The sequence below is a fragment of the Shewanella profunda genome (genome assembly GCF_023283765.1).
Lineage (GTDB): Bacteria > Pseudomonadota > Gammaproteobacteria > Enterobacterales > Shewanellaceae > Shewanella > Shewanella profunda.
In genome coordinates, this window is record NZ_JAKILG010000042.1 from 1 (window position 1) to 25,900 (window position 25,900).

The 25,900-nt window shown below is 43.9% G+C and carries 21 protein-coding genes and 1 pseudogene; 12 read left to right on the forward strand and 10 right to left on the reverse strand.

Features of this window, described 5'->3' with window-relative positions:
* Positions 1-152 precede the first annotated feature (152 nt).
* Positions 153-1,178 (reverse strand): annotated as a pseudogene (locus tag L2744_RS16765) (IS630 family transposase).
* Positions 1,179-1,819: 641 nt separating this feature from the next.
* Between L2744_RS16765 and L2744_RS16770 the strand changes: the two are divergent.
* Genes L2744_RS16770 through L2744_RS16780 form a run of 3 tightly spaced genes read left to right on the forward strand, consistent with a single transcriptional unit; the run spans position 1,820 to position 5,063 of the window.
* Positions 1,820-2,086 (forward strand): OadG family protein, encoded by a 267-nt coding sequence (locus L2744_RS16770; protein ID WP_248993001.1) that lies wholly within the window; start codon positions 1,820-1,822, stop codon positions 2,084-2,086.
* Between the two features lie 11 nt (positions 2,087-2,097).
* Complete coding sequence (gene oadA / locus L2744_RS16775; RefSeq protein WP_248993002.1) at positions 2,098-3,924, forward strand: sodium-extruding oxaloacetate decarboxylase subunit alpha; 1,827 nt, start codon at positions 2,098-2,100, stop codon at positions 3,922-3,924.
* An 8-nt stretch (positions 3,925-3,932) separates the two neighbouring features.
* Positions 3,933-5,063, forward strand: coding sequence for a sodium ion-translocating decarboxylase subunit beta (locus L2744_RS16780; RefSeq protein WP_248993003.1), 1,131 nt, complete (start codon positions 3,933-3,935; stop codon positions 5,061-5,063).
* Positions 5,064-5,104: 41 nt separating this feature from the next.
* Here L2744_RS16780 and L2744_RS16785 read toward each other — a convergent pair whose 3' ends face one another.
* Both L2744_RS16785 and L2744_RS16790 read right to left on the reverse strand, forming a co-directional pair.
* The gene (locus tag L2744_RS16785) at positions 5,105-5,272 is read right to left on the reverse strand and encodes a hypothetical protein (RefSeq protein ID WP_248993004.1); all 168 of its coding nucleotides are present in this window, start codon (positions 5,270-5,272) and stop codon (positions 5,105-5,107) included.
* Between the two features lie 174 nt (positions 5,273-5,446).
* Complete coding sequence (locus L2744_RS16790; RefSeq protein ID WP_248993005.1) at positions 5,447-6,706, reverse strand: dicarboxylate/amino acid:cation symporter; 1,260 nt, start codon at positions 6,704-6,706, stop codon at positions 5,447-5,449.
* 284 nt (positions 6,707-6,990) lie between these two features.
* Between L2744_RS16790 and L2744_RS16795 the strand changes: the two genes are divergently transcribed.
* From L2744_RS16795 to L2744_RS16815, 5 genes are all read left to right on the forward strand, one after another.
* On the forward strand, positions 6,991-7,416 hold the full coding sequence (locus L2744_RS16795; protein WP_248993006.1) for a YqaA family protein: 426 nt from the start codon (positions 6,991-6,993) through the stop codon (positions 7,414-7,416).
* 151 nt (positions 7,417-7,567) lie between these two features.
* The gene (locus tag L2744_RS16800; RefSeq protein WP_248993007.1) at positions 7,568-10,402 is read left to right on the forward strand and encodes a M16 family metallopeptidase; all 2,835 of its coding nucleotides are present in this window, start codon (positions 7,568-7,570) and stop codon (positions 10,400-10,402) included.
* Between the two features lie 185 nt (positions 10,403-10,587).
* The gene (gene gshA, locus L2744_RS16805) at positions 10,588-12,237 is read left to right on the forward strand and encodes a glutamate--cysteine ligase (protein ID WP_248993008.1); all 1,650 of its coding nucleotides are present in this window, start codon (positions 10,588-10,590) and stop codon (positions 12,235-12,237) included.
* 17 nt (positions 12,238-12,254) lie between these two features.
* Positions 12,255-12,698, forward strand: a complete 444-nt coding sequence (locus L2744_RS16810; protein ID WP_248993009.1) for a hypothetical protein — start codon at positions 12,255-12,257, stop codon at positions 12,696-12,698.
* Between the two features lie 7 nt (positions 12,699-12,705).
* Entirely contained in the window at positions 12,706-13,323 is a 618-nt protein-coding gene (locus L2744_RS16815; RefSeq protein WP_248993010.1) for a transglycosylase SLT domain-containing protein, read from the forward strand.
* Between the two features lie 92 nt (positions 13,324-13,415).
* Here the strand turns inward: L2744_RS16815 and L2744_RS16820 are convergent, their stop codons facing one another.
* From L2744_RS16820 to dauA, 4 genes are all read right to left on the reverse strand, one after another.
* Positions 13,416-14,684: a sensor domain-containing diguanylate cyclase gene (locus L2744_RS16820; RefSeq protein ID WP_248993011.1), complete on the reverse strand. Its 1,269-nt coding sequence runs from the start codon at positions 14,682-14,684 to the stop codon at positions 13,416-13,418.
* 152 nt (positions 14,685-14,836) lie between these two features.
* The gene (purK, locus tag L2744_RS16825; protein WP_248993012.1) at positions 14,837-15,940 is read right to left on the reverse strand and encodes a 5-(carboxyamino)imidazole ribonucleotide synthase; all 1,104 of its coding nucleotides are present in this window, start codon (positions 15,938-15,940) and stop codon (positions 14,837-14,839) included.
* Complete coding sequence (gene purE, locus L2744_RS16830) at positions 15,940-16,431, reverse strand: 5-(carboxyamino)imidazole ribonucleotide mutase (RefSeq protein ID WP_248993013.1); 492 nt, start codon at positions 16,429-16,431, stop codon at positions 15,940-15,942. Before purE ends, purK begins: the two co-directional genes overlap by 1 nt.
* A 278-nt stretch (positions 16,432-16,709) precedes the next feature.
* A complete protein-coding gene (dauA, locus tag L2744_RS16835) occupies positions 16,710-18,467 on the reverse strand; it encodes a C4-dicarboxylic acid transporter DauA (RefSeq protein WP_248993014.1) in 1,758 nt (585 codons plus the stop codon).
* A 213-nt stretch (positions 18,468-18,680) separates the two neighbouring features.
* Between dauA and L2744_RS16840 the strand changes: the two genes are divergently transcribed.
* The 4 genes from L2744_RS16840 (at position 18,681) to L2744_RS16855 (ending at position 22,786) form a co-directional block, all read left to right on the forward strand.
* A complete protein-coding gene (locus L2744_RS16840; RefSeq protein ID WP_248993015.1) occupies positions 18,681-20,600 on the forward strand; it encodes a vWA domain-containing protein in 1,920 nt (639 codons plus the stop codon).
* A gap of 86 nt (positions 20,601-20,686) precedes the next feature.
* Positions 20,687-21,292, forward strand: coding sequence for a sigma-70 family RNA polymerase sigma factor (locus L2744_RS16845; RefSeq protein ID WP_248993016.1), 606 nt, complete (start codon positions 20,687-20,689; stop codon positions 21,290-21,292).
* Positions 21,285-22,028, forward strand: a complete 744-nt coding sequence (locus L2744_RS16850) for an anti-sigma factor (RefSeq protein WP_248993017.1) — start codon at positions 21,285-21,287, stop codon at positions 22,026-22,028. Before L2744_RS16845 ends, L2744_RS16850 begins: the two co-directional genes overlap by 8 nt.
* A 221-nt stretch (positions 22,029-22,249) precedes the next feature.
* The gene (locus tag L2744_RS16855) at positions 22,250-22,786 is read left to right on the forward strand and encodes a hemerythrin domain-containing protein (RefSeq protein ID WP_248993018.1); all 537 of its coding nucleotides are present in this window, start codon (positions 22,250-22,252) and stop codon (positions 22,784-22,786) included.
* 81 nt (positions 22,787-22,867) lie between these two features.
* Here the strand turns inward: L2744_RS16855 and L2744_RS16860 are convergent, their stop codons facing one another.
* From L2744_RS16860 to tal, 3 genes are all read right to left on the reverse strand, one after another.
* Complete coding sequence (locus tag L2744_RS16860) at positions 22,868-23,053, reverse strand: DUF3545 family protein (protein WP_011790383.1); 186 nt, start codon at positions 23,051-23,053, stop codon at positions 22,868-22,870.
* A 216-nt stretch (positions 23,054-23,269) separates the two neighbouring features.
* On the reverse strand, positions 23,270-24,907 hold the full coding sequence (gene pgi / locus L2744_RS16865; RefSeq protein ID WP_248993019.1) for a glucose-6-phosphate isomerase: 1,638 nt from the start codon (positions 24,905-24,907) through the stop codon (positions 23,270-23,272).
* A gap of 20 nt (positions 24,908-24,927) precedes the next feature.
* Positions 24,928-25,884 (reverse strand): transaldolase, encoded by a 957-nt coding sequence (gene tal / locus L2744_RS16870; RefSeq protein WP_248993020.1) that lies wholly within the window; start codon positions 25,882-25,884, stop codon positions 24,928-24,930.
* Positions 25,885-25,900: the final 16 nt, after the last annotated feature.

Here is a 25,900-nt window from a genome sequence, read left to right on the forward strand (position 1 = left end):
TCTCCCCATGTGAGAGTAGGTCATCGCCAAGCGCCTAATTATCTTGTAAAGATGTAACTAAGCCAGCTGAATAAGCTGGCTTTTTTGCGTCTGTAATTTGTACAATTTAGTTTATTTTTCCTACAGATGAATAATACCAATCTACACAAAGATTAAGTCAGTTTAATCCACTCTCTTGAGCACATTGTTTTTAACCTCTGAGGGACGGAAATAAACTCGTTCCAAGCCTTCGAAACCTGCTCAGCAATCTCTTCATAATCTTTAAATACTCTGTTGGATAGGCAATGTTGTCGTAGCCACTGCCAAACTTGCTCTATTGGATTGAGCTCCGGTGAATAGGGGGCAATTTTATCAATGTGACATTATCCAATTCCGTCGCCGTGTCATGAGTATGCCAACTGGCGCCATCAACAATCACCACGGCGTGACGTCCTGATACGGTCGCTTTTGATATCTGGCTCAAATGCTGAGTCATCGCCGCTTTATTGACAAAGTGACTCACGGGTGCTTCCGTTTGTCCTGTCGTTGGACAAATGGCACCAAATAAATAGCCATATTCAAACTGTTGCTGCTTAATGGCTCTGGGTCTGCTGCCCGTTTCAGCCCAAAGACGCGTCGTTTGATCCTGTTGTCCAAAGCGCGCTTCGTCTTGAAACCAGACATCAATACGCTCAAGAGGCAAGTGTCCTGGGGAGTGACGGATCGTTTCCATTTGGAAGTTTTTTAAAAGCTTCTTGGCTTTCCTGTGAATATTTGGGATGCCTTGAGCGGCTGGTTATCCAGCTAAATCCGAGTTGCTTGAGTCATCGATAAATGTGATCAGAGTGGTAACTAACGTGAAATTCAGTGTAAATGTAGTTGGCAATATCCCCCCCTGTAAGTCGTCCCCGTAGAAACGGCGGATTGCTTTACGTGGTTTGATATCCGCTCAAGCTGGGCAGGCGTTAATCGAGAGGGTCGGCCTTGGATGGTTTGTTATCTAAGCCATCTAGCCCATGGTTTAAATAGCTCGCGACCCATTTATTCACACTGGCGCGTGCGGTATTGAGGCGCTTGGCAATGTTAGTCCGATTCTCACCTTCGAAAAAGAGGGATACGGCTAACAATCGAATTCGCTTTCGAGCATTGGATTCTTTGCGTGATAGCGTTAGAAGTTGCTTAGATTTTTCAGAATTCATAGTATTGAGCTAGATAATGTAGAATGCGCTCTAATTAGATCACATCTTTTAGCAGAATGGTATTACTCCCAAACGCATGCGCTATCTTGCCTGAAGGGCATTGCGTACTGCTATCGTCAATATGGTTAAAGTGAGTCATACCAGTCCCAATAAGTGGTAATCAACGTAATGGGAAATATCATCATTATTGGTTTAAATGACTCGGATGACTGCTGCTCTTTGCATAATTTTTCACCAAACATTTCTTATTACTTTTGTCTTTATTCTGAAAATCTTTGTTTAAGCATTTATGCTGCTTCAGAGTAAATTCATTGTTTTTGATCTTTTGTTGATGAATATGAATTTATTCATCGATTTTATGAGGAATTAATACTGATATCTTTCTAAATTGCCTAGTTTGGTAAGACCAATTTACATTGATATGGTGTTTTTGGTATCAATTGGGTATGTTTGGTTGTTGCAAATTGGAGCGGAATTTTTATCTTTTGTGAATTTTTAATCTTTATATGTGATTTTATATGCTCCAGTTGTTACTTCGACAAGGGAAGTCAATGTGTTCTCCTGAGCTCAAATTGAGTTGGTGGATGTGAGCGAAATAGTTTAAGGCTAATCAGGTTGAAATTTGAAGGAGTTGTGGGGCTATGGGGGATTTAACTCAGCAGTTGCTGGATGCTGTTGGCATCATGTTTTTGGGGATGGGATTAGTCTATCTATTTTTAAGTTTACTGATCCTTGGGATCCATTTGGTTGCGAAGTGGTGTGCTAAGGATGTGGCACTTGATAGGAATGCAAAAGAGCAGCAAAAAATTCAGCAATCTGCATTAGCTGCAAGTGCTGCGCCTTTAGATCCGAAAGTCGTTGCTGCAATTACGTTGGCCGTTCGACAGTATCGTTCACAGATAGAATAATGGGGAGCAGTATGACTCTAGTAGCACACTCTAAGATGGCTGTGACTAAGCCACTAGTTTTAACCGATGTTGTTCTACGGGATGCGCATCAATCTATCTTAGCAACGCGTCTGAGAATCGATGATATGTTACCGATTGCACCTTTGCTTGATAAAGTCGGTTTTTGGTCGCTCGAGTCTTGGGGCGGAGCCACCTTTGATGCCTGTATTCGTTATCTTGGTGAAGATCCGTGGGACAGAATTCGTGAGCTTAAAAAGGTTATGCCAAATACCCCGCAGCAAATGTTGCTGCGGGGCCAGAATTTATTAGGCTATCGCCATTATGCCGATGATTTAGTGACTCGTTTTGTCGAGCGTGCTCATGCTAATGGCGTTGATGTATTTCGTATTTTCGATGCGATGAACGATGTGCGCAATCTTGAGACTGCGGTTAAGGCGGTACGACAAGTTGGTGGTCATGCGCAAGGGACGATTTCGTATACAACTAGCCCAGTTCATACCATTGATACTTGGGTCGATATGGCTAAACGTCTCGAAGATATGGGTTGTGATTCCTTATGTATTAAAGATATGGCCGGCCTACTTAAACCCATGGAAGCGTTTGAGCTTATTAGTCGACTCAAATCTCAAACACAACTCGTGTTATCTATGCATTGTCACGCAACGACTGGCCTAAGTACGGCTACTTATCAGAAAGCGATAGAAGCGGGTATTGATGTGCTCGATACGGCGATTTCCTCTATGAGCCAAACCTATGGTCATACGGCGACAGAAACTGTCGTTGCTATGGTTGAAGATACCGAGCGAGCAACGGGTTACGATATGGTGCTACTCGAGGATATCGCTGCTTATTTTCGCGAGGTCCGTAAAAAGTACGCCAAATTTGAAGGGGCTCTAAAGGGGATCGATTCGCGAATTTTACGGGCACAAGTGCCTGGCGGCATGCTCACTAATATGGAGAGTCAGCTAAAGGAGCAAGGCGCTTCGGATAAAATAGATGCAGTACTCGAAGAAATCCCACGTGTACGTCAGGATTTAGGTTTTATCCCCTTAGTTACACCCACATCGCAAATCGTCGGTTCTCAGGCAGTAATTAACGTTTTAATGGGGGAAAGGTATAAATCTCTGACTAAAGAGACTGAGGGCGTGCTCAAAGGTGAATATGGTGCAACACCTGCACCAGTGGATGCGGCATTACAGGCAAGGGTGCTAAAGGGGACTGAAGCAATAAGCTGCCGCCCTGCGGATCTATTAACGCCTGAGCTCGCGAAGTTACGGCTTGAATTAGCACAAAAAGCGCAGGATCAGAACATTCGTCTATCGTCAGAGCATGACGATGATGTGCTGACTTATGCGCTCTTCCCACAGATTGGTTTACAGTTTTTAAAAAACCGTGACAACCCGAGTGCCTTTGAGCCTAAACCTGAATTAGCTTCGGTGGCAGAGATCTCTAAGCCCGCTGCTGATCGTGGCCCTGAAACCTACACAGTGACAGTCGAAGGACAAGAGTACGTAGTTGAAGTCGCCATTGGCGGTGAAATCTCACAGATCCAGCCTCAGGGACAAATAGCCCATGCAGTGCCAGCTTCAAGTGCAGCCTCTGCGCAAGCTGCAAGCCGTGAAATAAAACTTGAAATGAGTGCACCCTTATCGGGCAATATTTTCAAAGTACATGTTTCTGCTGGAGATAGGGTTCGCGAGGGGGATGTGGTGATTATCCTTGAAGCTATGAAGATGGAAACTGAGATCCGTGCTCAAGGGGATGGCATAATCGCTAAACTCTGGGTGAAAGAAGGTGATTCTGTGTCTGTGGGTTCTCAATTATTGGCCTTGGCGTAGGAGTCATTATGGATGGTTTAATGGCTTTTTGGGCCGAAACGGGTATTGCTCACTTTACTGGCGGCCAAGTACTGATGATGGCCGTAGGGGCGTTGCTCTTATATCTCGCCATAGTACGGGGGTTTGAGCCTTTGCTATTGCTGCCGATAGGTTTTGGCGCTGTACTGGCAAACATTCCCCACGCAGGGTTTACCGAAGAAGGCGGCATCTTGTATTACGCCTATCATGTCGGGATTGAGACTGGAATATTTCCGTTACTTATCTTTTTGGGGGTTGGTGCGCTAACAGACTTTAGTGCCTTGATTGCTAACCCAAAAACCTTGTTGTTAGGTGCGGCTGCGCAGTTTGGTATTTTCTCGACACTCATTGGTGCTATAGCGCTTAACTTAGTGCCAGGGTTTGAGTTTACGATGAAGGATGCTGCCGCTATTGCCATTATTGGTGGAGCAGATGGACCTACGGCCATTTTTTTGGCTTCCAAACTGGCGCCGGAGTTGCTTGGCGCGATTGCGGTCGCGGCCTATTCCTATATGGCTTTAGTCCCGATTATTCAACCTCCTATTATGCGTTTGCTTACAACCAAAGCCGAACGAGAAATTAAAATGGAGCAGTTACGCGAAGTCAGTAAGAAAGAAAAGATCATTTTTCCTCTGATGGTTTTAGGGCTGACGATTTTGTTCTTACCTGCGGCAACCCCTCTTGTCGGCATGTTTTGCCTAGGCAACTTGATGCGTGAATCGGGTGTCGTCGATAGACTCTCTAAGACTGCGCAAAACGAGCTTATCAATATAGTGACGATTTTCTTAGGGTTAGCTGTGGGCTCTAAGCTTTCTGCGGAGCAATTTTTGCGGGTTGAGACGTTAGGTATTTTAGTGCTTGGGGCTTTAGCCTTTAGCATTGGCACCGCGGCGGGGGTCCTGATGGCAAAGCTGATGTGCAAGCTTTCCGGTGGTAAGGTTAATCCTCTGATTGGTGCTGCGGGTGTTTCTGCCGTTCCTATGGCGGCACGAGTTGTGAATAAAGTAGGTTTAGAAGCTAACCCACACAATTTTTTGTTGATGCATGCAATGGGGCCAAACGTGGCGGGTGTATTAGGTTCCGCGGTGGCGGCGGGGATATTACTGGCGGTGCTTGGTTAAGTTTTTTGCTTAAAAGCCAACTTTAGAATAAGTTGGCTTTTTTATGCGGTTAACCAAAGCAGTAGCATTAACATCAAAATTAAGCTGCTACTGATAGCGATAATGTAAATAAACCCGCGCTTACCCTGTTTAAGGGGAATGCCGTTGGCTTTTAAAAAAAGCGTCCATAGCAGGCAAAGGATAAGTGGAAACAGGAAGAGTTTAGTCATAGTGGGTTCTGCTCTGAATAAATAGTAATAGCATAGCGCTGACTCAGAAGTTTAACAGCTTGATCTTATTGGTGGTAATTGATTCATGTTTTAGTCTTATCAATCTTCTGTTTAATCTTTTATTCAGGTCCATAAAAAAGACCGCCTCAGCGGTCTTTATCGATAAACACGGCGTTATTGTGGCGAATTTACCCGTTCTGGATCTTGGGTCTCGTTTGAGTAAAACTGCTCTACATCGAGTTCGTTTTCTGATTTGCCGATAACAACAGCTGTCATCATATCGCCCGTTACGTTTGTTGCTGTGCGGATCATATCGATAATGCGGTCAATCGCGGCAATAAAGGCAATACCTTCAAGTGGTAACCCAATCACACCCAAGGTAACCGTTAGCATCACCATTGCACTTCCTGGAACGCCTGCTGTTCCCACTGAGGCTACGGTTGCGGTGATGGCAATCATTACGTAATCCAAGGTGTCTAGTGGAATATTGTAAATTTGTGCGATAAAGATAGCGGCAATAGCAGGATAAATACCACCACAGCCATCCATATTCATGGTTGCCCCTAATGGCATGACAAAGGCGCTATAGCGCTTAGATACGCCCATAGTTTCAACCGCACGAGTGCTTGCAGGTAAAGTACCAAAGCTTGAAGATGTACTAAAGGCAACTAATTGGGCTGGCATGGCTTTACGGAAAAATTGTACGGGGCTCAAACCTGCTACAAATTTGACTAAACCGCCGTATACAAAAATTATATGGATTAAGGCTGCAATATAAATAGCCGCAATAAATTTTCCAAGGGGCAATAATGTGGATAAACCATATGCGCCCACAACCCACGCCATCAACCCAAAAACACCGATAGGCGTCAGTTTTAATACCATGCGAGTCAGTTGGAACATGACTTCGGCACTGGCTTCGATGGTGTGCTTCAGTGGATCGGCTTTCTCCCCGACTTTATTTATAGCAATACCGACTAAAGCTGCAAAAACAATAATCTGCAATACCTTACCTTCAGCAAGAGAGGCAAAAGGGTTGGTTGGGATCATATCGAGTAATACTTGTGCAAAGCCTGGAATATTTCGCTCACGTACTTCAGTCGTCGAGAGTTCCATGGTGCCGCCCATATCGATCATTGAGCCCACGGCTAAACCAATCAACGACGCGATAGTTCCGGTTAACATAAACATGCCTAAGGTCTTTAAGCTAAGACGCTTCAAGCTTGTCTGTGATCCCAAAGACGTAATACTCACAACAATGGCACAGAATACCAGAGGCGCAACTAACATTTTAATTGCACTGATAAACAAGTCGCCCAAGGGTTTTAATACAGTGGCAGTTTCACCTAAAATGACGCCAACGAGCGCCCCTAAGATAAAACCGGTGAGCACTTTTTGCCAAAAAGGAATGCGGCTAATAGTTTGAAGAATCATGCGTTTTCCAGAAAATAATAAAGTACAAATCTATAGGTCTGAGATGCTAGGATGTGTATTCAGTCGACGTAATCAACTTATAACAACACTCTACTCAGGTATAGGGGATTTTGCTATTAAAGTGCATTGTATAGATAGAGTTGGGGTTATAACAAACCGTTTTTCTTATAACTTATTGTGATAAGTGAGTTTGTTGGTAAATGATTACAAAATACATTTATTTAACCTTATCGTGCTTTTGGTTTTTTATCGCAAAAAATCACTTTTTCATTGAGTAAGCAGCTATGTCCCAGCTATGGATCATGTTTTCGGGCGCCTTTTTAGCGGCCACATTGTTGCCGGGTGGATCTGAAGTCTTACTCATAGCTCTCTTAAATCAGGCCCCTGAAACTTGGATATCGCTCGTCCTTGTCGCCAGTATTGGTAATACCTTAGGGGCGATAACCAGTTTTTATCTGGGCCGAATGGGGCGTTTCGCTAAGTCCCCAGAAGAGCTGAGTGGTTCCAAGTACGTAAGATCTTTAGGTTTGATTGAACGCTACGGCGTATGGGCATTGCTACTGTCTTGGGCGCCGATAGTGGGCGATATTCTGTGCGTATTAGCGGGGTGGCTAAAACTTCCATTAATATCATCAATATTGATGATATTAATAGGTAAAACAATACGTTATTTGTTGGTTGTCGCTGCGGTTATGCAGTGGTTTATATGAAATGAAAAAATTTTTATAGATACGTTTGGCAGTAACACTTAAGCCAAATTCGTAATATAGAGAGGAACTTACTCGCTCGATAGTGGGTCTTAAGGGCCATTATTTAGAGGTTAAGTGTCTTGTGACCAATTGCTGTAATAAGGGGAGTCTTTTGAAAAAATGGATATTAGCAGTAGCGATTTCCGCTGCGCTTGCAGGTTGTGCTGCTGAAACGATTACGACTAACTTGCCTGTAGGCATGAAATTAATTGAAAGCGTTCAGTTAGCCGATTCGCAAGTCGGTATTCCTTATAAAAAGTATCAATTAGCCAATGGCTTAACGGTTATCTTACATCAGGATAGCTCTGATCCGCTCGTGCATGTTGATGTCACGTATCATGTTGGTTCAGCCCGTGAGCTTGCTGGGCGTTCCGGTTTTGCCCACCTGTTTGAACATATGATGTTTCAAGGTTCTGAGCATGTTGCCGATGAACAGCATTTTGAGGTCGTTACCGAGGCCGGTGGTACGCTTAATGGCTCAACTAACACCGACAGAACAAACTATTTTGAAACAGTGCCGAGCAATCAATTAGAAAAAATGTTGTGGTTAGAATCGGACCGCATGGGTTTTTTATTACCAGCACTGACCCGCGAAAAATTTGAAGTGCAGCGCGAAACGGTTAAAAACGAGCGAGCACAACGTATCGATAATCAACCCTATGGCCGCATGACTGAGCGATTTAACCAAGCTCTTTATCCCGCTGGACATCCTTATTCTTGGCCTGTGATTGGCTGGCCGGAGGATCTTAACCGTGCCACGGTTGATGATGTGAAACACTTTTTCCAGCGTTGGTACGGCCCCAATAATGCGACCTTGACCATAGGCGGCGATTTCGATGAAATACAAACCTTGGCATGGGTGAACAAGTATTTTGGTGAAGTTCCCCGTGGGCCTGAGGTATTGCCAGAGTCTACAACACTCGTGAACTTAGATACGACTCGTTATATCTCGATGGAGGATAACGTGCACTTACCCCTTATTCGTATTGGTTTTCCGACAGTGTATGCAAGGCATCCCGATGAAGCTGCGCTCGATCTTTTGGGTAATATTTTAGGTGGCGGTAAAACCTCTCTTGTCTATAAAAACTTGGTAAAAGAAGGGTATGCAGTACAGGCTAGTGTTAGTCATCCATGCCAAGAGTTAGCCTGCCAAATGTCGATTTATGCACTGGCAAACCCTCAAAGAGGCGGTAAGCTTGCGGACCTTGAACAGCGGATCCTAGATTCTATCAACGAATTTGAGCAGCGCGGCGTGACCGATGAAGATCTGCAAAAAGTGAAGGTGCAGTTTGAAGCAGATACCATTTTTGCCCTACAAAGCGTGAAAGGCAAAGTATCTACTTTAGCCTTGAACCAAACCCTGTTTGATAATCCTGATTTGATTTCAGCTGATCTTGCACGCTACGAGAATGTCACTAAAGATGACGTGATGCGTGTTTTTAAGCAGTATATTAAAGATAAGCCAATGGTGGTGATGAGTGTTGTCCCCCAAGGCATGACCGCGTTAGCTGCTCATCCTGATAACTTTATCCCCGAAGATTTGCCTATAGCCCAAACTGCCGTAGAAGGACAGTTGCCAACGCCTAAGCTAGTCTCAAGTTTTGACCGCGCAAAAATGCCCATGTCTGGCGCAGCGCCTATGCCCAAAGTGCCAAAAATCTGGACGACTAAGTTAGTCAATGGTATTGAGGTGATGGGCACACAAAGCACTGAAACACCAACGGTTGAATTAATTGTTTATCTTAATGGGGGTCATAGATTAGTGCCCGTTGAAAAAGCGGGGTTGGCGAGTCTTACCGCAGAAATGCTAAACGAATCCAGCCAGAAACGTAGCACTGAGGCATTATCTCAAGCCTTAGAAATGTTAGGCAGTACCGTCGATTTTGGTGCCTCCGAATATCAAAGTACGATCAAAATCTCGACACTGACCGAGCACTTAGATGAAACACTAGCGATTATGGAGGAAAAACTCTTTCAGCCTGGGTTTATCGAAGCTGACTTTGTCAGAGTAAAACAGCAACAGCTACAGCAAATTCAGCATATGCAGTCAAATCCAAGTTATTTGGCTAACTCGGCATTGTTTAGCCTGTTATATGGTAAAAATAATGCATTAGGTGTGAGCGATTCTGGCACGTTGGATTCTGTTGCTGCGTTGACTTTAGACGATGTTAAAGCCTTTTATGCCGAGCAATACCGCGGTGCTAATGCAAAAATTATTACGGTAGCCAATTTGCCTGAATCGACCCTATTACCAAAGTTGGCGGGATTAAGCCAATGGAAAGGGGAGGCCACATCGATTCCAGCATTGAAACCATTCCCTGAACTTAAAGGCGGCACTATTTATCTGATTGATAAACCGGGCGCTGCGCAGTCGGTGATCAATATTGCTAAACGTGCTCTGCCCTATGATGCCACGGGGGGATACTTTAAAGCTTACCTGATGAACTATCCGCTGGGTGGTGCTTTTAATAGTCGTATTAACTTAAATCTACGTGAAAATAAGGGCTATACCTACGGCGCCCGTACTACTTTTTCGGGCGGTGCTGAGGTTGGGGATTTTGTGGCATCAAGCGATGTACGAACCGATGTAACAGCTAAAGCTGTTGCTGAATTTATTAAGGAAATTAACACTTATCAGCAAATGGGCATGACGGATGCTGAACTTGCTTTTATGCGTAACTCTGTTTCCCAAGGACAGGCACTCGACTATGAAACGCCTTATCAAAAAGCGGGCTTTATGCGAATGATCCAGCGTTATCAGTTGAGCCAAGATTTTACCGCTCTGCAGGATAAAATCATTAAGACTGTAACAAAAGATGAACTCAATGCCCTTGCGGCTTCCGAGCTAGATATCAAGCAAATGGTGATATTAGTGGTGGGAGATAAAGCAAAAATAGAGACGGATTTATCGACATTGGGCTATCCAATTGAAACGTTAGTATTGTAAATTGATTTTTTGGCCTTATATAGATGTCAGACAAGTCAATTTAGCAACGCAATCCGTTGTTAGTCTAACGTGTTAATAAATAGTGAGACGGTGACAGCATTAGCTGTCACCGTCTGCTTTTAACCATAGAAGAATCTAATTTGGCTTGCCCTACTAACAGGTTTAGATTTATTTTGAGGCGTATTTTGAAAGATAAGCCTCAAAATAAAGGTCTGACTGTTACCTTTGTCGCGACAGCGAATCACCAATCAGAGAAGCGCAAATTGAAGTCATTCAATGAATTAGTAGAACATTTCTCGGACGCTCATGGGCGCACCGCACTCTTAGGTATGTTACGTGGTATAGAGCGTGAGGCCCTACGAATCGATGAGTCTGGCTATCTCGCATTAGATACACATCCTCTCGAATTGGGCTCGGCATTGATGCATTCGCGCATTACTACGGATTACAGTGAGGCGTTACTCGAATTTATCACACCAGTGAATAACAAGGTTGAGCCACTATTAGAGGGGCTGACCGAAACCCATGCGTTTAGTGTGCGTCACTTGCATGGACAGCGTTTATGGCCTGTCAGCATGCCATGCTATGTCAAAGATGAGCACAATATTCCGGTTGCCCGTTATGGCTCATCTAACACTGGCAAGATGAAAACCTTGTATCGTAAAGGCTTAACTTACCGCTATGGTGCCCTAATGCAGATTATTTCTGGGGTACATTTTAACTTTTCTGTGTCCCAAGAATTGTGGCAAAGCCTCTATGAGCTAAGTGATAAGAGTCTGACATTTGAAGATTTTATCTCCGAGTCCTACTTTGGATTAATTCGCAATTACCGTCGACTTGTGTGGGTGTTACCCTATTTATTTGGGGCATCGCCAGCCTTATGTAGCTCGTTTATTAAAGGGCAAAAAACCGATCTACAGTTTGAAAAATCGGGTAGTGGCACCTTGTATTTACCCTATGCCACATCATTACGTATGAGTGACTTAGGCTATACCAACAAAGAGCAAGAAGATCTCAACATCAGCTATAACTCTTTACCCGAATATTTAGCGGGCGTGAATGCCGCCATCAAAATGCCTTCGGCAAATTTTGCCAATATTGGGGTCAAGGTCGATGGTGAGTACCGACAGCTCAATGCTAATGTATTACAGATTGAAAACGAGTTTTACTCGCCCATCCGCGCTAAACGTGTGACACAAAGTGGCGAAAAACCCTCTGAAGCTCTAGCCCGTGCAGGAGTTGAATATATTGAAGTAAGGGCGCTGGATGTAAACCCCTTTAGTCCTATCGGAATTGAAGCAAGCCAAGTTCATTTCCTCGATTTATTCTTACTCTATTGTTTATTAACTGAATCACCTAAGTCAGATATCAAAGAAGAAGCGCGTTTGAGTGCCAACCTTAAGTCCGTGGTGCTTGAAGGACGTAAACCCGGTCTTGAGTTATTAACCTCGGCAGGTACTTTATCCCTTAAAACTTGGTTAGAAACCTTGTTTGATGCATTACAGCCCCTTGCAAAGCTGTTAGATGGTGAAGCGTCAGCTTATCAAGCCGCATTAGCCCATTGGCGCCGTGCAGTAGATGACCCAAGTCAGACCTTATCAGGACAAGTTATCCAGCATTTAATTGCTAAAGGTCAAGATCATGGGCAATGGGTGATGACACTTGCCCAGCAATATCATCAATATTTTATTGATTATCCACTTTCTGTAGAGACAATTGCTCAATATCAAGCTGAGGCGAAAGGTTCGCTTGAAAAGCAAGCCGAATTAGAAGCTGTGCAACGTGATGTTTCTTTTGATGATTATCTTAAAGACTATTTTGGTGCCCAATCTTGATAATCCGGAGGGGGAGTATGGCAAGTTTGAAAGCGGGCGCTGTAGTATTGGGCCTATGTAGCTTACTCTCTGGCTGTGCATCTTCGCCTGAGCAAACCTTAAGTTGTGGGACTGTATCAGGTTATTTGAAGCCTGATGCCAGTACTCATTGGTACCGCGTTGTGGTAACACATTTAAATGGCAAGGCTGTTGTGTCTAAACCCAATTACCAATTAGCACCTGGAGACTATGAGTTTACTGTAGCGGAATTAATTGATGATCCTTCCTTGGGGGTCTCACTTAGCGCTCGTACCCCCAAAATATTGAAATTGACGGTAGATGGGCATCAGCGTTATCACATAGGTGCTCTGTTTCATACAGATAAGCGTTATATGGGCAAAGACAGCTCCTATTGGGAACCGGGGGTATGGCAGCAAGAAGCCCATGAATGTCAATTTGACCTGAGTCCTGAAACTAAGTAGATGATTAATGAATAGGTATTCTACGATATTGCTATGTATCACCATGGGTTTACTCTCTGGATGTGCTACATCTCCACCTAAATCGCCCGATAATCTTTGTGATATTTTTCAAGAACACCGTTCTTGGTACGATTCAGCAAAAGATGCCCGTGATAAATGGGGCGTACCTGTACATGTACCACTCGCCATGATGTATCAAGAAAGTTCATTCAAGCATAACGCAGCACCACCAATGGAATATTTTTTAGGCTTTATTCCTATTGGCCGCGCGAGTGATGCCTATGGTTATGCTCAGGCAAAAAATATGACTTGGGATGATTATGTCCGCGAAACGGGTAACAGTTGGTCGAGCCGCAGTAATTTCGATGACGCGATGGATTTTATGGGTTGGTATATCAGCAAGACCAATAAAATAAATGGTGTATCTAAGTGGGATGCCCGCGCTCAGTATCTCAATTACCACGAGGGGTGGGGAGGCTATCGACGCGGTACCCATAAATCAAAGGCATGGTTGATAAAAGTGGCAAATAAGGTTGATGATAGATCCAAGCGTTATGCTGCCCAATACCAAACCTGTAAAGAAGATTTAGACTCTTCTTGGCTGTGGCGATTATTCTTTGGTTGATTTAACCAAACGCCTTCAGAATGTTGAAATTTGTAAGTTGATGGCGTTTGGTGTCTATTTTTAGCTAAGTGTATTCCGCTATTGTGCCGTGATTATTGCTCCGTGATATTATCGACGGTATCTGCAAAGGCTTCAGATGCTTTAAGGGCAGTTTTCTTAGATCGTTTGTGCTCATACATTGCATGATCGGCCTGTTTAAAGGATTTTGACCAATCGCTTTCAAATAGAGCAACACCGAAACTAAAGCCTAAACAGAGTTCAGTATTTTGTTGCAGACTGAGCTGCATATCTTCTAAATCTCGCTCGAGTTCAGTTTGCGTCCCATGGCATAGGGCAACAAACTCATCTCCTCCAAAGCGTGAGACAATCCCTTTATTCTGCCAGCAGTCCAAAATGGTGGTCGCAACTTGTGTTATGGCAAGATCCCCCACCTGGTGACCATAAGTATCATTAATGGCTTTGAGATTATCCATATCAATGATCACCAAAAAGCTGTCAAGGCGTGCTTTATACTGCCAGTGCGGTAAGGCATCCTCGAAGTTTTTACGATTATAAAGTCCTGTTAAGGAGTCAAAGTTAGCGAGCTTTATAATTTGCTGGGACTTTTGATAAAGAGCAATGGCATTACAGGCCTCGTGGGTCAAAATGGATACCAAATTACGATCATAGTCGGTAAAGGCGCCCACGCTGCTGCTGTCGAGGTTGAGCATGCCATAGAGTTTACCATCGATACGAATTGGGCTTGAAAGCGTTGAACGAATGGGGGATTTAGCGACAGTCAGCAAGGTTTGTTGGTCCTCTTTAGATAAGCTGCTACCCGCATTGATATTTTCCATGTCGTTAACGACCACTACCCGATCACATTTACCGTTGGTGAGACGATATTCGAAGGACTGCTCTAAGGTAAGATTAAGTTGTTTTAGTTTGGCTAAGTCTAGCCCAATCACTGATTCAAAATGCAGCTTGTTACTGATTTCATTTACTTTAATGATGCTACCCATCTCAGCACCATTGATAATACACACGGCTTTATTTAGTAGCGCATCGAGAAAGGCGTGCTCATCTTTATATTGACTTGAAAGGTGTGCGAGTTCGTAGATGGCATCATTGATAGTGACGACTTGTTCTAAATGCAACCATAGGCGGCTCAGCCTACCTTGGTGTAGATAGTAGCTTAAGCTATAAGCAAAAATATAAATGAGGCAAACAAACAGCAAAGGCAAAATACTCCAGCCTTCGGCGGGAGCATTAAAGATAAACAGTAGAACAAATAGCACTATCGGTACAATCAGCAATAATAAATGGTAACGATAATCTAAGCGGTCTATGGTCTTACGTTTAAAGTTATCCCTTAATTTCACTCGAAAATTCCTTTATTCGCACTCTCGCTAGCGCAGACACAATTAAAAATGTCACTAACTCATTCATATTAAGTAGGCTTAGTATATAACGAATGTTAAAAAATAGACTGATATGGAATGATGAGCAATTCCATATCAGTACTTAGTGTGAATTAATTTTGTGTATGGGCAAACTCTGCCAATATCCATGCTAGAGGGGCTTGGTATTGGGTTGGCATCCAAGTTTGTAAGGCGGTAATACTCGTGTTGAGCACGGTTTGATTAGGTACCGAAAGGTTTAAATGCCCAACTTTACGACCTTGGCGCACTTCTTTGTTGTACCAATAAAGTTCAGCATTAGGCAGGCTTAACCAACGTGGGTCATTATCGATACCAATAAGATTGACCATAACACATTGAAAGTTCACCTGCGGTTCTGGTATTGCGATGCCGCACAGTGCCCTTAGGTGCAACTGAAATTGATCCATATGAGTACCCGCTTGCGTCCAATGCCCCGAGTTATGTACACGTGGTGCTAACTCATTAACAAGCAAGTTATTACCAACACGGAAGCATTCCATCGCCATTACACCTACGTATTCTAGCTCGTGCATAATGGCACTTAGCATAGTTTGCGCTTGCACTTGCAAATGGTTTAAACGCTTTAGCGGCGAAATTGACGCCATTAATATGCCATCTTGGTGAAGATTAAGCGTTAAGGGATAAAATACACATTGACCCTCACGGGTGCGCACGCCCACTAATGACACTTCTTCATCAAAATTAATCGCTTGCTCAGCAATTGCAAGGTTACGCCAATCATTGGGAATATCACTCGCTTCGGCTTGTTTGAGCCAATGTTGGCCCTTGCCATCATAACCACCAGTGCGGCGCTTCATCAACACGCGGGGGCCAAAACGCTGGTAAAGCTCATCGACCTGTGTTGCATCATCGACCAATGTCCAAGGCGCAGTGGGGATGCTTAATTGATCAAGTAAGCATTTTTGACTATAGCGATCGGCTAAGCGGCTGAAAACGGGCCCGTTAACAAAATGGGGGTGGGAACTTAGTTGTAAACTCAAGGCAGATTCTGGCCACTGTTCACGCTCCGCGGTAATGATATCCTGGGGTGCAAGTGGCAGGATTTCATCTGTTGGCGCCATTATGTCTACAGCGTGAACATCGATTGCTAATGGCTCGCCTGCGTGGGTCAACATTGCGCCTAACTGACCATTACCTAATACCCAAACCTTAGGTTTTGTGTTTGTTTGGGCCATTAGACTTCCCTCGGATCCGGATTGTCTAACACAGCGCGGGTTTGCTCTTCTCTGAAAGCCTCTATGCGAGTTGCTAGGGCGGCATCGTTATTAGCGAGGATTTGGCAAGCCAGTAATCCGGCGTTAAAGGCACCAGCAGTACCTATGGCTAAGGTGCCAACGGCAATGCCTTTGGGCATTTGTACGATAGATAATAAGCTATCCATACCCGACAGGGCTTTACTTTGTACTGGCACACCTAATACGGGTAAGCGAGTCTTAGAGGCAATCATACCGGGTAAGTGAGCGGCTCCGCCTGCACCTCCAATGATGATTTTAAAACCACGATCAGCGGCAGAGGCTGCAAACTCCATTAGTTTATCTGGCGTTCTATGGGCTGAGACGACCTCAACATGATAAGGCACTTGCAGTTTATCCATTATCTCAGCGGCGGCTTCCATTGTGGGCCAGTCACTCTTAGAACCCATAACAACAGCAACAAGGGCTTGCATGATAACTCCTTAACTCACTAATTTTAATTATATTCTGACCTTGTATCAGGTCTGGGTACAGTTGATGCCTATTAAGCCATTAATCGCTAGGTGCACCATGGCGCAGAATAATACCATGTAAAACGCTATTTCTGCGCGCAAAATAGCATTGAGAACGCGGATTTTGTATTCAAAGATTGATGATGTGAAATCGGTGCCAAGTTGAGGTGGTTTTAGCCCCCAAAGGCCATTAAATGTGTCTGTGGGGGCTGAGTTGGCTTAGGAAAATGTGCTTTATCTTAAAGATTGTCTGCTACTGGTTCAGTTTGTTCAGAAACCAATGGAGCTTCTGCTAAGGCTTCACGCAGGGTTGGATAAAACTTAAGCACACCTTCAATGGGTTGAACCTTCGCTTTTGCGAGTGTGCGGATGGGCTGAAATTGCAGATCGGCAACAATGAGTTTGGTATTGCTTTTCTTGCATTTTTCAATCAATTTTGTCAACGCAGCTAAGCCTCCAGCATCCAGTATTGATACCCCATCAAGATACAATACAATCACTTGTTTATCTTGGGCTAGACTGGCTATTTCGGCAAAAATACGATCTGCAGCCGCAAAGAATAATGGTCCATTAATTTTGAGCACTGTCCAATCTGCGGGCAGAGGTTGATCGACATAGCGTTTGTTGCTACTGATATCGTAGAGTCTTGTCATTTCTGCAATTTCCTTCATAAATAGCAGAGCCGCAAGAATAATCCCCACACTAATGGCGATAACCATATCGAAAATAACCGTCAATGAAAAACAGCTCATAAAGACTAAGATATCGCTGGTGGGCGCGGTTTTAATTAAATGCACCGCTTTAGGGGCTTCGCTCATATTCCAAGCGACGACAAGTAGTAATGCTGCCATAGCAGACATAGGTAAATAGGCTAATACCCCAGCTAGGGCAACTAAACCAATTAACACCACTATCGCGTGGATCATAGATGCAATCGGGCTCTGAGCCCCTGCTTTAACGTTTGCAGCACTGCGAGCAATCGCAGCTGTGGCTGGGATCCCGCCAAAAAAGGGCGTGATAATATTACCTATCCCTTGACCGAGTAATTCGCTGTTAGCGCTGTGACGTTTTCCGGTCATACCGTCGAGCACCACGGCGCAGAGTAAGGATTCAATGGCGCCTAACATGGCTATTGCAAAGGCTGCGGGTAATAGTGCTTGGAAGGTCGTGAGATTAAACTCAAAGGGTTGTCCATTGGCTCCGGCTTGTAACCAAGGCCATTCAAAACTGGGTAGTACGGGTGGGATCCCCATCCCTGTAGTGCCATCGGTTAATTGGTAGTGGAAACGTGTTCCAATGGTTTCTATGTCTGCTCCCATCGCATTGAGTGCTAAGGCGATTATGCTGCCGAGAGCAATTGCGGGCAGATGTGCAGGTACTGGAATTTTTAGTTTGGGCCAAAGCAGCATAGTCGCTAAGGTGATCGTTGCGACCAAGAAACTGGGTAAGTGCATTGTAGGAAGTGCTTGGCCAAGAGTAATAAGTTTTGAAAAATATTGCTCTGGCATGTGCTCTATAGGTAAGCCAAAAAAATCCTTGAGCTGTAAAGTGGCGATAACAACGCCAATCCCCGCCGTAAAACCTAAGGTCACTGATTCTGGGATGTATAAGATTAAGCGCCCAAGACGCAGCATAGCCATGGCTACTAATATCATGCCCGACATCACTGTGGCGACTAATAATCCGGCTAAGCCAAATTGTTGTGCTATTGGATAAAGCAAAACGACAAAGGCGGCGGTAGGCCCAGATACGCTATAGCGTGAGCCGCCCGACATCGCAATGATAAAACCACCCACAATGGCTGTATATAAACCGTATTGTGGTGCGACACCGCTGGCAATCGCTAGGGCCATTGCCAAAGGTATGGCGATAATCCCCACTGTTAAACCGGCAAGTAGGTCTTGCCCAAATCGTTTTAGGGAGTATTTATCTTTTACACAGGCTTCTGTGAGTGCGTGAGCAATTTTTAATGAAAACAAATGGGCAGAGTGTGACACGAGTGGGTCCATAGCGCGGGTTGTTACAAGGCTCTATTTTAAAGGCCAGATACAGATTGCTGTGTGATCATGATTGCAAAATAAGCTTAAATTACTTTGTTTTGCATAAATAGTATGCTTGGAGCAAATTTGTGGGCATTGGGTGAGCGACATTTAACCCTTTTGGTTTGGTGCTGCGTTAATAGGGATAAGTTAATCGCAGAGGTTTTTACTATGGAACATGTCCCAAATCAACAGCAATGCTCACTTGCTAATCATTTTTCAACTGTGCCGCGTGCGCGTGGCTCTTTATGCCGTCAATCAGCAAGGAACCGAGTGTTTTTACTATCGAGTCTGACATTAGCAATCTTTTTCGGATTGAGTGGTTGCTCAGATAAGCAAAGTGATGGGGATAAATCCTTAGTCGTGCATTCTTTGACAGAGCGCGCGGAGACTGTGAGGTTAGAGAGCGAACAGAGCAAAGCATTAGCGATACACAAATTGGAGCAAACCCATCGATTGGAGAATGTGCAATCCTCCGAACGCCTAATCGCTAAATCGTTGGCTGCGACGCAGAGATCTGCCAAAAATGTGGCTATCAATACCCATTTAGTCGCGGCACCCATCGCGAGCGATGCTTGGTATGGTATTAATCAACCTGAGCGTAATAGGTTCGAGAAACGAATACAAAACGGCATTATGGTCGCGGGTGAAATCCCCGTTTCGACTTTTTCGATTGATGTTGATACAGGCAGTTATTCGACGCTGAGACGGATCATTAAAGAGGGCGATTTACCCGAAAAGGGCACGATACGTATCGAGGAGATGCTCAATTATTTTACCTATGATTACCCCTTGCCGAATAAAAATGCAGCGCCATTTCGTGTGACTACTGAACTTGCTCCCTCACCCTACAATGACGACATGATGCTGCTACGTATTGGGCTGAAGGGCTATGAATTGAATAAATCTGAACTCGGTGCGAGTAATTTAGTTTTTTTACTCGATGTCTCAGGATCAATGGCTTCAGCCGATAAACTGCCTCTGTTGCAAACGGCACTGAAAATGCTTACCCAGCAATTAAGCGCTCAAGATAAAGTTTCTATAGTGGTTTATGCAGGCGCTGCAGGTGTGGTGCTTGATGGTGCTTCAGGTGATGATATTCAGGCGTTAACCTATGCATTAGAGCAATTAAGAGCGGGGGGCTCAACAAACGGAGGTCAAGGCATTATCCAAGCTTATCAGTTAGCACAAAAACATTTTATCCAAGGTGGAATTAATCGCGTTATTCTCGCGACTGATGGTGATTTCAATGTCGGCGTAACCGATTTTGACCAGTTGATAAGTTTAATTGAAAAAGAAAAACAGCGAGGGATTGGCCTTACAACCCTAGGTTTTGGGATGGGCAATTATAACGACCAACTTATGGAGCAGTTAGCCGATAAAGGCAATGGGCATTACGCTTATATTGATACGCTTAATGAAGCACGAAAAGTGCTGGTAGATGAGTTAAGTTCGACCTTACTGACCATCGCTAAGGATGTGAAGATACAAATAGAATTTAATCCTGCTTTAGTCTCCGAATATCGCTTAATCGGCTATGAAAACCGCATGTTAGCCCGCGAGGACTTTAACAATGATAAAGTGGATGCCGGGGAAATTGGTGCCGGCCATACTGTGACTGCATTGTATGAATTGCGCTATGTTGAAACGGGGGGAATGGCTAATGATAAGTTGCGATACGGCTATAATCCTCAAACGGGACAAGAGAAATATAGCCGCGAAGAAATTGCCTTTTTGAAACTACGCTACCAATTACCCAATGAGAATAAGAGCCAACTGCTCACCTACCCAATACGAATCGACCAAAATGTGAAGCATTTAAATCAGACTAGTGATGACTTTCGTTTTGCGGCTGCAGTCGCTGGGTTTGGGCAATTATTGAATCATAGTCACTATTTACATCAATTTGATTATACTAAGCTAAGTACGTTGACTCATTCTGCTCTGGGAGATGATACCTTCGGTTATCGGCATGAATTTATGCAACTAGTGGATACCGCAGCAGTGCTTGCACAATCTAACGCCGCAGCGATAAACCAATCAATTGCACACGGCGATAAACCTTTTCCCCCAGAGGATAAACTCCATTAAAGGTCGATGATGGGTAAACCTTTAAAGGCGATGAAAAGGATTGAATAAATCAGTGTAGGGTTAAGCCAAATGATGAGGGAGCAATAGTGGCGCTAGCGATACCGCAAATACATGTCCATGAGCATAGCGATGAACAACTGATGCAACGCTATGCAAAAGGAGACAGTCAGGCATTTGAGCAGCTATACCTTAAACATAAGGGCGCACTTTATCGTTACTTTGTGCGCCAGTTGGGGGATAAGCAACTGGCTGAGGATTTATACCAAGAGACTTGGGGGCGGGTTATCCGTGCCGCAGTAAATTATCAAGCCAGTGCTAAATTCAGTACTTGGCTTTACCGCATTGCACATAACCTACTTATTGACCACGTTCGAGCTGTCAAGCCTGTCGATTTTATCGCAAATGATACCGATGTGACTGGCTTAGATACTTTTGAGGGATGTGATCAAGATAAACCTGATATCCACTGGCAAGAAACCCAAAAGAGTTTGTTACTTAAAACCTGTATTTCACTATTGCCCCAAGTACAGAAAGAAGCATTTATCCTTAACATTGAAATGGGATTTACCGCGGCAGTGATAAGCGATATCGCAGGGGTAACCCTTGAAGCAACAAAAAGTCGAATTCGCTATGCCTATCAGAGCTTAAAAGAGTGCGTAAATGCGAAATGGCAGGAGAAGGGCCATGAGTAATACCACAGTAAATACCGAAGATACTGAAGCACAAAAACAAGTCTTTACTTGGTATCACCAGCAAACTTTAGAAATGCCATCCGCAAAGTTAGATCAAGATATTCTAACGCTTTCACAGACTCATCTTGTTGATATGAATATTACTAGGCTAAAACCTGTGATAACACCCTTTTGGCGACGTTTCCCATTAGCCCTATCTAGTGCGGCATCGTTAGTCATTGTGGTTGGCGTGGTCATCTTAAATCGCCCACAAGTTGATGATGTAGTCATTACTCCTCAGGAGCTGAGTAGGAGTGCGCCAGTACCTCAAACGATGGAGCCTATGGTTGCGGCAAAGATGAAGGCCGGGCAAAGCGAGCAAGCGGAACGCCGCTCAGTCGAAGCCATCCAAGCGAGATCACGTCTGTCCGCTCAAACCACCGCAGGGTCCATTGAACGAGAAGTCACTGCCATGGCGGCTGTAAGCCCTGCATTGCCCCAAAATGACTCAGATTCAGCGCCTATTGGCGGAAATGTCGAAGATAAAGAACCTTTAGCTAAGTCACTACAAAGATTAAAAGTATTCATTGAAACAAGAGAAAACGAACAAGCATTAGCGCTAGAGAAAATGCTGCTGGAGAAGCATCCAGAGTTAGCTATGACGGAGGAGATTAATAACCCGAAAGATGAATTATCTCATACACTTCGTGCAGAATTTAAGATGCTACAACAACAGTTACATCAAGCCGTTAAGTAATACTGTCGTGATTTCACTGGATGATGTTGGAGGATGCTCCGATTTATAAAACCTAATGTAATGAAAGGATGTTAATCTTGCTGGAGTGGCAGTCTTTTATTCTATGGCATGTGATTTACTTGATCGCCGTCATAAAGTGAACAGGATTTAGCCTGCTATATTGGAGTTCGCACTATGACTTGACTAGTATTAATAGTCATGGCCTAAATTCAGGAGGCAATATGCTCAAAAGACTTATGCATGATCATAAACATATCGCAGTTTTATTGAATGTCTTGAAAAACAAGCAGATGAAGTTATTTGAGGGCGAAGCGATTAATTTCAGTGTGGTAAGAGACATCGTTGAGTATATGCAAGAATATGCTGAGCGCAGCCATCATCCGGTTGAAGACATTATTTACGCCTACTATTTAGCACATAAGGCCAATGACGATATTGATAAACTGAGCGGTGAACATGAAACCGTGATCCAAGCTTCCGCGACGTTGATGAATACTTTAAATTTGATCCTGAGTGACATCGTTGTTGCTAGAGAAAAATTAATTGCAGATTTTGCTGAGTATGTTGAATTACAAGAGCGGCATATGGAGATGGAAGAGCGGGAGATATTTCCGCTTTTGGCTAAAAGCTTAACGGAAGAGGACTGGTTGGCGATAGAAAAGCAATGCCGACAATCCCTCATCGATGACCCACTGTTTTTGGACAGAGAGCAACAGGCATTTGATGAGCTACGAGCTTATCTTACCGAGTTTGAATAACGCTTATGTCTGTGACATAAAAAAAGCGCTCAAGGCGCTTTTTTTATGTTCGGTTATGTTTAAGCATTATCAAACATAAGGTTACAACTGGATTGAATCAATATCGTAGTCAAAGTTATTATCAATTTCTTGGAGTTCTTTAAGTAAACGATGTTTATCCTTTAACGCTTCAATCTCTCGCCATTTACGCTTCTTGTTGGAGCCTCGCGAGCGATCGGGTCTTTCAACGACTTCATCTAGCGCACAACCATAATCTAAACGATCCATGGTAACCTCCTGTTGTTGTATGTTTTGTCAGCGATTAAATAACATATTTTCAAAACAGGGTGCAAGAATTATGTTTCATTTGTGTTAACTTGAAATGAAGTTTGGATGATATATCCTGGATATTGAGTACGGATGTTGTAGATTGAGTTGAACATAAATCGTATATAAATAAAGACATACAATAAAAAAGCCAGCTATTGCTGGCTTTTTGTTCAATTAAATAGCACCTTGCCGATACAGGTTAATAAGGCCATTGCTCGAAGCGTCTAAGGCGCTGGAATCTTGTTCCGCACTGATCCTTGCTAGCACATCGTTACCTAGATTTTTACCCAACTCGACTCCCCATTGATCGAAGGAGTTGATATCCCATATTGCGCCTTGGACAAAGGTTCTGTGTTCATACAGCGCAATTAGCGCACCTAAGGTTTCCGGCGTTAGCTTATTCATCAATAGGGTATTGCTTGGTTTGTTTCCTGGCATCACTTTATGTTTTGCAATCAGCTGCTTTTCTTCATCGGTTAATGAACTATTCACCAATTCAGCTAACGCTTCCTCGAAGGTTCTACCTTGCATAAGCGCTTGGGTTTGTCCAAAGCAGTTTGATGCTAATTGATCATGGTGTACACCAATGGGGTTATGGCTTTGCAGCGGCATAATAAAATCGGCAGGGATCAATGCCGTGCCTTGATGAATGAGTTGGTGGTAAGCATGTTGACCATTAGTGCCTTCACCTCCCCAAATCACTGGACCTGTACTGTAATCAACGTCAGTTCCATCGAGTGTTACTGACTTGCCGTTACTTTCCATGTCGAGTTGTTGAAAGTAGGCTGGTAGACCACGTAGATAGTGATCGTATGTTAATACCACATGGGACTGGGCATTAAAGAAATTACCATACCATAGAGACAGTAATCCCATGATAATCGGCATATTTTCTGCTAATGGTGCATTGGCAAAATGCTCATCCATTTGATGAGCACCATTGAGTAGGGCTCTGAAATTATCCATGCCGATCAATAGTGCAATAGGCAGACCTATGGCAGACCAAAGCGAGTAACGGCCACCAACCCAGTCCCACATTGGGAAGATGTTATCGGTATCAATGCCAAATTCAGTTGCCTTAGTCACGTTTGAAGTTACTGCGACAAAATGCTTTGCAACATCGGATTGTAAGCCGCCTTTAGCTAAAAACCATGCCTTAGCTGTTAAGGTATTGGTTAGTGTTTCTTGGGTACCAAAGGACTTAGAAGACATGATAAACAGTGTGGTTTCAGGATCGAGCAACTTCAGTTTTTCACTGATAGAAGTGCCATCAACGTTTGCCACAAAATGACAATTTAAGCCTTGGTTCCAGTATGGGCGTAGCGCTTGGGAAACAACTTTAGGTCCAAGGAAAGAGCCACCAATACCAATACTCACGATATCGGTTATAGCTTTGCCGGTATATCCTTTCCATTGTCCAGAAGTAATCGTTTCAACAAACTCTTGCATTTTATCCAAGGTTTGCTGAACTTCAGGAACGATATCTTGGCCCTCAGCAATAATCGACTGACTAGCGTTGCTGCGTAGCGCGGTATGCAAGACAGCGCGCTTTTCAGTGGTATTTATCATCTCACCAGCAAACATCGCCTTAATCTTGGCTTCGAGTTTACGGTCGTTGGCTAAGGTAAATAACAGTTCGAGTGTTTCGGCCGTTGCTCTATTTTTTGAGTAATCTAGAAATAAACCACAAGCTGATAGCGACATATTTTTGAAACGTGCTGCATCAGTTGCAAATAATTCCCGCATATGGGGGAGGTTTTTTCTGTGTGCTGATAAAGCTTGCCAGGTTGAGCTTTGGGTCAAGAGTGTCATCGAATCGTCTCCGAAGAAGCTTAGTTTGCGAGTTTTGCCTTGAGCATGACTTCAAGTTTGCCTTGGTCGATGGCGAAATTACGTATGCCTTCCGCTAACTTTTCAACAGCCATTGGATCTTGGTTGAAGTCCCAACGGAATTGCGCTTCAGTCTGTGGTGTCTCTGCTGCAACAGTAGTTGTAGCAGGTAGGAGTTTAGCTTGAATTTGCTCTTGAGAATTGGCTAACTCTTCTAGGAGTGAAGGGCCGATAGTTAGGCGGTCACAACCTGCTAGCTCAATGATTTCACCTATATTACGGAAGCTTGCACCCATCACCACTGTGTTATAACCATGTTGTTTGTAGTAGTTGTAAATTTCAGTGACAGAAACAACACCTGGATCATTGGCAGCATCATAATCCTTACCTGTGTCTTTTTTGTACCAATCTAGAATGCGGCCAACGAAGGGGGAAATTAGATACACACCAGCCTCAGCACAAGCACGAGCCTGAGCAAAACTGAATAATAATGTTAGGTTACAATTAATCCCTTCTTGCTCTAATTCTTTGGCGGCACAAATGCCTTCCCAGGTAGACGCTAATTTGATCAAAATGCGAGATTTATCAATCCCAGCCTCTTGGTACAGACGCACCAACTTATGCGCTTTAGCAATTGATTTTTCTTTATCGAATGAGAGTCGAGCATCTACCTCTGTCGAAATACGGCCTGGAACGAGTTTCAGGATTTCAACGCCAATATTGACCGCTAGCTTGTCACTAGCGTCATCAATTTGCTGCTCAAGTTCAGTACTCTGTGTCTTTGCCCAAGCAATGGCATTATCAATTAAAGAACTATATTCAGGGATTTGAGCGGCTTTCAAGATGAGAGATGGATTAGTGGTCGCATCTTCAGGTTGGTAGCGTTTAATTGCTTCTATATCGCCGGTATCGGCAACAATAGTAGTGTATGACTTGAGTTGCTCTAATGTATTGGCCATGAAAAACATCCTTCTC